The sequence below is a fragment of the Rhodococcus sp. ENV425 genome, from assembly GCF_002887785.1.
In the GTDB taxonomy this organism is placed as follows: Bacteria; Actinomycetota; Actinomycetes; order Mycobacteriales; family Mycobacteriaceae; genus Rhodococcus; species Rhodococcus aetherivorans.
In genome coordinates, this window is the sequence record NZ_PCZU01000079.1 from 1 (window position 1) to 8,906 (window position 8,906).

At 71.4% G+C, this 8,906-nt stretch carries 10 protein-coding genes and 1 pseudogene; 4 read left to right on the forward strand and 7 right to left on the reverse strand.

The window, feature by feature from the left end; all coding sequences use genetic code 11:
• Positions 1 to 349: pseudogene (locus CQZ88_RS05825) on the forward strand (hypothetical protein); the annotation flags it as partial.
• Between the two features lie 69 nt (positions 350 to 418).
• Here the strand turns inward: CQZ88_RS05825 and fbaA are convergent.
• Positions 419 to 1,456, reverse strand: a complete 1,038-nt coding sequence (fbaA, locus tag CQZ88_RS05830) for a class II fructose-bisphosphate aldolase (RefSeq protein WP_006945356.1) — start codon at positions 1,454 to 1,456, stop codon at positions 419 to 421.
• Positions 1,457 to 1,606: 150 nt separating this feature from the next.
• Between fbaA and CQZ88_RS05835 the strand changes: the two genes are divergently transcribed.
• Both CQZ88_RS05835 and CQZ88_RS05840 read left to right on the forward strand, forming a co-directional pair.
• Positions 1,607 to 2,380, forward strand: coding sequence for a DedA family protein (locus tag CQZ88_RS05835; RefSeq protein ID WP_006945355.1), 774 nt, complete (start codon positions 1,607 to 1,609; stop codon positions 2,378 to 2,380).
• Positions 2,381 to 2,403: 23 nt separating this feature from the next.
• Complete coding sequence (locus CQZ88_RS05840; protein ID WP_006945353.1) at positions 2,404 to 3,069, forward strand: DedA family protein; 666 nt, start codon at positions 2,404 to 2,406, stop codon at positions 3,067 to 3,069.
• On the opposite strand, the gene CQZ88_RS05845 is transcribed toward CQZ88_RS05840, so the two are convergent.
• The 5 genes from CQZ88_RS05845 to CQZ88_RS05865 all read right to left on the reverse strand — a co-directional run bounded on the left by CQZ88_RS05845 (position 3,066) and on the right by CQZ88_RS05865 (position 7,488).
• Positions 3,066 to 4,130 carry a GTP-binding protein gene (locus CQZ88_RS05845; RefSeq protein ID WP_065922232.1) on the reverse strand — a complete coding sequence of 355 codons (1,065 nt, stop codon included), beginning with the start codon at positions 4,128 to 4,130 and terminating at the stop codon, positions 3,066 to 3,068. The two genes, CQZ88_RS05840 and CQZ88_RS05845, sit on opposite strands and share 4 nt — an antisense overlap.
• A 17-nt stretch (positions 4,131 to 4,147) precedes the next feature.
• Positions 4,148 to 5,308: a glycoside hydrolase family 76 protein gene (locus CQZ88_RS05850; RefSeq protein WP_006945349.1), complete on the reverse strand. Its 1,161-nt coding sequence runs from the start codon at positions 5,306 to 5,308 to the stop codon at positions 4,148 to 4,150.
• Positions 5,309 to 5,384: 76 nt separating this feature from the next.
• Positions 5,385 to 6,050 (reverse strand): TrmH family RNA methyltransferase, encoded by a 666-nt coding sequence (locus CQZ88_RS05855; protein ID WP_102799384.1) that lies wholly within the window; start codon positions 6,048 to 6,050, stop codon positions 5,385 to 5,387.
• Positions 6,051 to 6,052: 2 nt separating this feature from the next.
• Positions 6,053 to 6,673 (reverse strand): hypothetical protein, encoded by a 621-nt coding sequence (locus CQZ88_RS05860; RefSeq protein ID WP_029545429.1) that lies wholly within the window; start codon positions 6,671 to 6,673, stop codon positions 6,053 to 6,055.
• A 47-nt stretch (positions 6,674 to 6,720) separates the two neighbouring features.
• Complete coding sequence (locus CQZ88_RS05865; protein WP_044476450.1) at positions 6,721 to 7,488, reverse strand: SDR family oxidoreductase; 768 nt, start codon at positions 7,486 to 7,488, stop codon at positions 6,721 to 6,723.
• A 63-nt stretch (positions 7,489 to 7,551) separates the two neighbouring features.
• Between CQZ88_RS05865 and CQZ88_RS05870 the strand changes: the two genes are divergently transcribed.
• Positions 7,552 to 7,998, forward strand: coding sequence for a hypothetical protein (locus CQZ88_RS05870; protein WP_006945336.1), 447 nt, complete (start codon positions 7,552 to 7,554; stop codon positions 7,996 to 7,998).
• A gap of 54 nt (positions 7,999 to 8,052) precedes the next feature.
• Here CQZ88_RS05870 and CQZ88_RS05875 read toward each other — a convergent pair whose 3' ends face one another.
• Entirely contained in the window at positions 8,053 to 8,802 is a 750-nt protein-coding gene (locus CQZ88_RS05875; protein WP_102799385.1) for a lysoplasmalogenase, read from the reverse strand.
• Positions 8,803 to 8,906 lie beyond the last annotated feature (104 nt).

Genomic DNA, 8,906 nt, shown 5'->3' on the forward strand with positions numbered 1-8,906 from the left:
CCTGGACGACCGGGCGGCGAACTCGCCGGAGGCTCGGATCCGGACCACCGTCGAGACCTTCGTCCGGGCGCTCGCCGCCGGCGACCTGACGACGCTGCGCACCACGACGTGCGGCGGCCTGCAGGAGTTCTACGCCTCGGTGCCGCCCGAGCAGTTCGCCGACATCCACCGCACCGCCGTCGACCAGGGCACCGTGCCCGTCGTCACGGGCATCGACAAGGTGCAGATCACCGACGGCCAGGCCATCGCGCAGGTGACGGCGCACCCGGCCGGCACCCCGACCGACGTCACCCAGCGCACCTTCGACCTGGCCCGGGAGGGCGAGGACTGGAAGGTCTGCGGGGAGTGAAACGACGCGAGCGGTGACGCGGGCCGGGCCCGCGTCACCGCTCGTGTGGGATGACCGCGCAGGGACGGATCAGCCGGCGGACACCGAGCGGCCCGCGGACTTGAGGTCGTTGCAGGCCTCGACGACCCGAGCGGTCATCGACGCCTCGGCCTTCTTCAGGTAGCTGCGCGGGTCGTAGGTCTTCTTGTTGCCGACCTCGCCGTCGATCTTCAGCACACCGTCGTAGTTGGCGAACATGTGGCCCGCGATCGGGCGGGTGAACGCGTACTGGGTGTCGGTGTCGACGTTCATCTTCACCACGCCGTAGCTCAGCGCCTCGTCGATCTCCGACTTCAGCGAGCCGGAACCGCCGTGGAAGACCAGGTCGAACGGCTTCGAGCCGGCGGGCAGGCCCAGCTTCTTCGAAGCGGCGGCCTGGCCGTCGGCCAGCACGGACGGCTCGAGCTTGACGTTGCCCGGCTTGTAGACGCCGTGGACGTTGCCGAACGTCGCGGCGAGCAGGTACTTGCCCTTCTCACCGGCGCCGAGCGCGTCGACCGTCTTCTCGAAGTCCTCGATCGAGGTGTAGAGCTTCTCGTTGATGGCGTTCTCGACGCCGTCCTCTTCACCGCCGACGACGCCGATCTCGACCTCGAGGATGATGTTCGCGTCCTTCGACAGGGCCAGCAGCTCCTGGGCGATCTGCAGGTTCTCGTCGATCGGGATGGCCGAGCCGTCCCACATGTGCGACTGGAACAGCGGGTTCTCGCCGTTCTTCACCCGCTCCTGCGAGATGGCGAGCAGCGGGCGCACGAAGCCGTCCAGCTTGTCCTTCGGGCAGTGGTCGGTGTGCAGCGCGATGGTGACGTCGTACTTCGCGGCGATGACGTGCGCGAACTCGGCGAGCGCGACGGCGCCGGTCACCATGTCCTTGACACCGAGGCCGGAGCCGAACTCGGCGCCACCCGTCGAGAACTGGATGATGCCGTCGCTGCCGGCGTCCGCGAAGCCCTTGATGGCGGCGTTGATGGTTTCGGACGAGGTGCAGTTGATGGCCGGGAACGCGAAGGAGTGATCCTTGGCGCGGGCGATCATCTCGGCGTAGACCTCGGGAGTCGCGATTGGCACGGCGGCTGTCCTCCAGATGAGAGTCGATGGGTGCCTCCCCGGGGGTGCGGGAGGCGCCAGGGTTGTCCCTGCAGTATGTCAACTGCCGGCGCGGGGACACAGTCGGGTGCCCGCCGTGATTCGGGCCACCGGCATCCCACCGGTACTCTGGTGGCCGTGAGTGTGCTCGGAGGCCTGGAGTCCGTGACCGTCGTCCCGGAGAGCGTGACGAATCTGGCGTTGCTGCCGGGATTCCTGGACCCGGTGAACCTGCTCAACTCCTTCGGCACCTGGGTGCTCATCGGCCTGCTGCTCGTGGTGTTCATCGAGTCGGGTCTGCTGTTCCCCCTGCTGCCGGGCGACTCGCTGCTCTTCACGGCGGGCCTGATCGCCGCCTCGAAGTCCGAGGAGATCCCGCCGTTCGCGCCGCTGTGGGTGCTGATGGTGACGATCCCGATCGCGGCGATCCTGGGCGACCAGGTGGGCTACTGGATCGGCGCCAAGGGCGGCACCCGCCTGTTCAAGAGCTACGACGCGAAGATCCTCAACAAGCAGTACATCGACCAGTCCGAGGACTTCTTCCAGCGGCACGGTCCGATCACGATCGTCCTCGCCCGGTTCGTGCCCATCGTGCGCACCTTCGCGCCGGTCGTCGCGGGCGCCTCCCGCATGCGGTATCCGGTGTTCCTCACCTACAACATCGTCGGTGGTGTGCTGTGGGGCGCCGGCGTGACGCTGCTGGGCTACCTGCTCGGTCAGATCGCCTTCATCCGCGACAACATCGACATCATCTTCCTGCTCATCGTGTTCGTCTCCGTCGTCCCGATCCTGCTCGAGATCGGCAAGCACCTGATCGCCAAGCGCAGGGCCGCGGCCGTCACGGAGGCCGAGGCCACGGCCGACACGGTGCCGGTGCCGACGACCCGTCGCGACACCACGCCCTGAGCACGCGCGCGAACGCGTCCTCCATGATTCTCGCCGCGGAAACCTTCGGTCCTCTCGAAACCGCCGGGCCCGCCCTGGTGTGGCTCGTCGTCGTGACGTTCGTGTTCGTCGAGTGCGCGATCATCCTCGGACTGTTCCTGCCCGGGGACTCCATGCTGCTGACCGCCGGCGTCGTGCTGGCCGCCCACCATTCCGGTGCGGCGCAGGTGTGGGCCCTGGCGGTCGGCGCGATGGTGGCCGCGATCGCCGGGAACCAGGTGGGGTACGTGATCGGCCACCGTCGCGGCCACCACCTCATCGCCCGCCGCAACGGCCGATACCTCAACGCGGCCAACCTGCGGAAGGTCAATGTCCTGCTCGACCGGTACGGGTTCTGGGCGGTGCTGATCGCCCGCTGGATCCCGTGGGTGCGCACGCTGTCGCCGCTGGTGGCCGGGGCCGCCCGGATGAACCACACCCGGTACACGATCGCGTCGACGATCGGCGCGATCCTGTGGGCGCCCGTCCTGCTGCTCGTCGGGTTCTACTTCGGCGAATACCTCGAGCGGGTCTCGTGGCTGCTGCCGACGGTCCTCGCCGTGATGGCCGCCGTCCTCGTGGTGGGCACCGTGCTCGGCGTCCGGCAGTACCGGATCGAGATGGCGCGGCCCGCGGTGGACGTGGAGATCGCGGACGTCGACCCCGACTAGGAGTGCCCGGCCGCGAGAGCCGGATCCAGGAGGCGGCGCGGGGTGTCCGGGTCCAGGCGCACCCCGATGAAGACGATCTCCTGGCCCGGCGTCTCGCCGGTCAGAGACCACGGCTGCGCCGGTTCGAGCATCAGGTTGGGGCCGGCCTGCGACCAGATCGCCGCGGTGTCCGGGTCGTCGGCGAACCAGCAGAAGCCCTTGCTGCGCAGCACCCCGTGCAGGTTCTCCACCGCCGCCTCGAGCCGGGCCCGGTCGAAGGGGCGGTCGGCGCGGTAGACGACGCTGCGGATGCCGTACTCCTCGGTCTCCGGGGTGTGACCGCCGGCGAGCTCCTCGGCCCAGCCCGGGGCGAGCGCGGCCGCCTCCGGGTCGTAGCGGCCGGTGCCGAGGACCTCGTCGATCGGGACGGCGCCGTGGACGGTGCGCAGCAGCCGCGCCGTCGGGTTGAGCCGGCGCAGCGTGGCCTCGACGGCCCCGGCGACGGCGTCGCTCACCAGATCGGTCTTGTTGACCAGCAGCACGTCGGCGAACTCGACCTGCTCGACGAGCAGGTCGGAGATGCTGCGCTCGTCGCCTGCGCCGGCCTCGAGCGCGCGGTCGTCGAGGCGGTCGCCGCGCGCGAGTTCGGCGAGGAATGTGGCGGCGTCGACGACGGTGACCATCGTGTCGAGGCGCGCGAGCCGGCTGAGGCGGAAGCCGTCGTCGAACTCCCAGTCGAACGTCGCGGCGACGGGCATCGGCTCGGAGATGCCGGTCGACTCGATCACGAGATGGTCGAACCGGTTCTCCCGGGCGAGCCGCGCGACCGTCTCGATCAGGTCCTCGCGCAGCGTGCAGCAGATGCAGCCGTTGGTGAGCTCGACGAGCTTCTCGGTGGTGCGGTCGAGGCTGCCCTGGCCGGCGACGAGCGCGGCGTCGATGTTGATCTCGCTCATGTCGTTGACGACGACCGCGACGCGCGCACCGTCGCGGTTGGCGAGGATGTGGTTGAGCAGTGTGGTCTTGCCCGCGCCGAGGAAGCCGGAGAGCACGGTGACGGGCAGGGGCGTCGCGACGGTCATGCCGTCGACGATAGCCGTTATCGATAACCGTTTTCAAAACGGGTGCGGTCGGGCCGCGCGGCGCTCGGCCCGGGCGCCCGCTCGGCGGCCACGGCGTAGGCCGACTCCATCAGCATCCACCCGCTCAGCTGCACCGACAGATCCCGCTCGGCCACCCCCGAGCTGCGCACCGTGCCGCCGGAGAAGCGCGCGATCCCAGGGGCCGTTCCCGGCAGCCGGGCCTGGACGGACCAGTCCCGCCCGAACAGGGGCAGCCCCTCGATCTGCAGGCGGTTCGCCCACGCGGCCTGCGCGGACGCGAGCACGATCCGCGCCGCGACCCGGCGCGCCCGTTCGTCCTCGGGATCGACCACCGGCAGCGTCGTCGCGACCATCGCCAGGTACCGGACGAGGATGCCGTTGAACAACCCACCGTCCCCACCGCCGCCGCCGGTGATCACCCCCCGTTCGGTCAGCTCGTTGTCGACGGCGTCGACGAGGGCGTGCACCCGCTCCCGGTGCCGCGGATCGCCCATCTGCACCGCCAGCTCCGTCTCCAGGCCGAGCACAACGCCCTGGCAGTACGTGTAGACGGCGCGCTCGACCCGGTCACGCCGGATCCCGTCGAAGATCAGGCCGGTCTCCGCGTCGCGCAGCGTCTCGTGGATCCAGTCCGCCATCTCCTGGGCCCGCAGCAGCTTTCCGGTGCGGGCGAGCAGCAGGCCCGCCGGGCCGTTGGCCGGGGTGTTGTAGAAGTCGTCGCGGCGCCGCCAGGGGATGCCGCCGCCCCGCTCGGGCGCCCACGCCGCGAACACCTCGTTCTCGAGGACGGCGATGGCGTCGCGGCGGTCGACGTAGAGGTGCCGCTGCGCCCGCTCGAGCGCCAGGCCGAGCCAGGCCATGTCGTCGAAGTAGTTGTTGGTCCAGCCGGCGAGGTTGCGGATCCGGTGCGAGCGCGTCAGCCGCAGCACCCGGCGCCGGCGCCGCGGCGTCGCCTCCCGCTCGGCGGCGTCGACCGCGAGATCGATCAGGTGGGCCTGCCACCAGTAGTGCCAGGTGAGGAAGAGCCGTTCGCGGCGCACCGCCGGCCAGCCGACGACCCCGAGCGCGGTGCCGGGCAGCGCCCACAGCCGCCGCACGTGCCGCGACATGACTGCAGCCTCCGCGAGATCCGCCCGCTCGGCCCACACATCCGACATGTCGTCGCCAACCTCGTCTCACCGTCGCTACCGATACCAGCTTTCCCCTATCGGCCGCTCCCCGTCGAACGTTTCTTCACCAGGCCCGGTCGAGATCGGCGTGCTGCCGGATCCAGGCGTGCATCGCGATCCCGGCGGCGACGCCGGCGTTGATGCTGCGGGTCGAGCCGAACTGGGCGATGGACACGGTCGTCGCCGCGACCTCCCGCGCCCGCGCCGTGACACCGGGCCCTTCCTGGCCGAACAGCAGCATGCACGCGCGGGGCAGCTGCGCGGTCTCGAGCGGCACCGATCCGGGTGTGTTGTCCACCGCGACGATCGTCAGTCCCCGTCCGGCTGCCCAGTCGATCAGGGAGTCGACGTCGGGGTGGTGCACGAGATGCTGGTACCGGTCGGTCACCATGGCCCCGCGACGGTTCCAGCGCCGACGGCCGACGATGTGCACGGCGGCCGCCGCGAACGCGTTGGCGGTGCGCACCACCGTGCCGATGTTCGCGTCGTGCCCGAAGTTCTCGATCGCCACGTGCAGCGGATGACGGCGGTTGTCGATGTCGGCGACGATCGCCTCGCGCGTCCAGTAGCGGTAGGCGTCGACGACGTTGCGGCGGTCGCCGCGGGCCAGCAGCTCCGGATCGTAGCGCGGATCCTGCGGCGGTTCGGTGACGAACTCCTCGGCCCACGGGCCGCACCCGTGCGGGTGCTCGCCCCACTCGGTGGGGCCGGGAGCGTCGTCGAGTTGCACGGTCAGAAGGTCGTGTTGGAGCCGGCGGCGATCGTGAAGCCGTGACCGGTGGCGTCGTTGGCGCAGGTGACGTCGGCGTCGGTGGTCTCGCACGTGTAGCCGAGCTTGCTCAGCCGCGATCCGCTCGGCAGCACCGGGTCGTCGCCGCCGGAGGTGTAGACCGAGCCGCCCGAGCACATGAACTCCGCCGGGCCCGCGTCCTGCACGCGAATACCGTTGCCCCAGTTGACCATGCAATTCTCGGGACGCGGGGGGACCGGATCGGTGGCGCCCTCGCAGCCGGCCTCGGTGCGCGAGGGGAGTCTGACGATGCCGCAGCGGAACCCGCCGTCGGGGCTGGTGAAGTAGTACGACTCGTTGCGCTCGTACTGCACGTCCGCCAGCGTCGTCGGCGCACTGTCGGGGGCCGGCGCCGGCGGCGTGGTCGTCGTGGTCCCGGTGGCCGTCGTGGTCCCGGGGGCCGTCGGCACGGGTGCCGCGGTCGTGGTGGTGGTCGTGGCGGCCGCGCTCGCCGACGACGCGGCGGCCGGCTGCTCCCCGCCGTCCGCGGTCCCTCCGCACCCGGCCAGTGCCAGCACCGCCACCGCGGCCGCACCGATCGACGACATCCGACGCACGTTCACCCGACTCCTTCCGTCGCTGATCCGTCCGCCACTCTAGCGAGACCGCCTCAGCTACCGGTCACCCACCGGTTGACCAGGCGATTGAGCCGGGTGGGCGTAACCTGCGCGAGGGCGGCGAACGCCTTGGCCTGCCAGCCCACCGCGTGGTGCACACCCGACGGCCGCCGCCCGGGGCGGGTCAGGTCGTAGAGATCCCGGGCGACGTCGTCGGCGGTGAGCCGGATCCCGAGCCGCCGCGCGGCGCCGACGTTCAGGTCCCGGGTCATCGCCGTCTCGACGAACAGCGGCCACAACGCGATCACCCGGACGCCGTGCGGGGCCCATTCCAGATCGAGCGCCTCGGTCAGCCCGCGCACGGCGAACTTGGTGGCGCTGTAGGTCGCGAGCTCCGGCTGGCCGTAGAGCGCCGACGCCGAGCAGAGGTTGACCACCTGGGCGCCGGGCGTGCGGCGCAGGTACTCGAACGCGCTGTGGCAGCCCGTGATCGTGCCGGTGACGTTGACGTCGACCATCTGCCGGTGCCGTTCGAGCGCGGTCGTCTCGAACGGTCCCGACGCCAGGAGGCCGGCGTTGTTGACGAGCAGGTCGAGGGTGCCGTCGGTGCAGAACCCCTTCAGCGCCCGCTCCCAGCCCAGCGCGTCGGTGACGTCGAGAACGCCGGTGACGATGCCGGGCTGCTCCGCGGCGAGCACCTCGAGGCCCGCCGCGTCGACGTCGACGGCCGCGACCCGGTAACCGCGGCGGGCGAAGAGCAGTGCGGTGGCGCGGCCTATCCCCGAGGCGGCGCCGGTGACGAACACACTGGGTGAATTCATGGATGCAGCGTAGCGACGACGGACGTGGCGCAGGTCACGGACTATCCTGGCATCGGAGGAGCAATGAACCACGTTCGAGTCGTTCGTGCCGTCGCATTCGTCACCGCCGGGTACATCGTCGTCCTGGCGCTGTGGCTGGGCCTGTTCGTCGCCAACTCCCCCGAGGGCACCGTCCCCTACCAGATCATGTTCCTGCTGGCCGCGTACGGCTCGGCGCTGGGCATCGCCATGATCCTCGCCGGGCGGCCGCCGCGCGCCGACCGCCGCCTCGCCCGCCGCGGCCTCGAGGGCTGGGCCACCATCACCTCGGCCCGGCAACTCGGCCACACCGTCGACAACGGCGAGCTGACCGAACTGGACCTCGACCTGACGGTGCCGGGCTCCGAGCCGTACCACGGACGGGTGCTCTACGAGGTTGCCCGCGAGGATCTCGCCCGGTTCGAGCCCGGCCGGGTCGTCGGCATCCGGGTCGACCCCCGCGACCGCGACCGGATCGTCCTCTGCCCGTAGGCGACGTGCGCACGAAAGTGGACGCACGCACGAAAGTGCCTGTCGCGCCCGTCGTTACCCGCGCAGATAGCCCCGGCGCGCGCGAGTGCCGTCCCGGCCGAGGGCGAGCTTGCCCTCGACGAGGAGCAACTGCGCGAGGGCGTACGTCGCGAGCACGAATCCCTCTGCCGCGGCCCGGGTCCGCTGCGACCGCAGCAGCACCCGCCGCACGACGATGGTGCCGTCGGACAGGGTGAAGACCAGGCCGCCGGCGCCCAGCCAGCTGCGCCGGTCCTCGTTCGGGATCGGCAGTCCGGCCACCCGCCGGGCCCCGGGCGCGAGCGCCGGATCGGCGGCGAGGGTCGCGGTGGTGCCCAGCAGGGCGCCGTACCCGGTCAGCGGCGCCGCCACCTCCGGGGACCGTGCGCCGAGCAGACCGGCGGCCCCGAGCGCTGCGACCGCCCGCGGCACCGCCGCCGACCGCGCCGGACGGGCACCGCGACGCACCAGCAGGGCCGAGTAGCAGGCCTGCATCACGGCGAACGACGACGCACCGCGCAGCAGCCGGGCGTCGTCGTCCGGGTCGATCATGAACACGTCGCCGACGGTCGCGCCGGTCAGCCCGAGCAGCAACAGGGCGGTGTCGAGCCGGTCGGTGTGCGGGGCGTGCCGCAGCACCCGCACCGCCAGCGACGGGCCGATCAGCGGCTTGGCCACCCGCTGCAACCGCTCGTTGCCGAGCACCCCGCCCACGACCGTCGCCGCCGCGGCCGCGGCGAACACCGCATGCTCGGCGTTCCACTTGTCCCGGCTGAACCATCCCATGGCCGGCAGCGTACCGACCCGCACGACGTCACCCGGCCGCCTTCCCTCAGGAGCAGCGCCGGGCGCCCGCCGCCGCCACCGCACGCAGGAACTTCGGCCGCGGC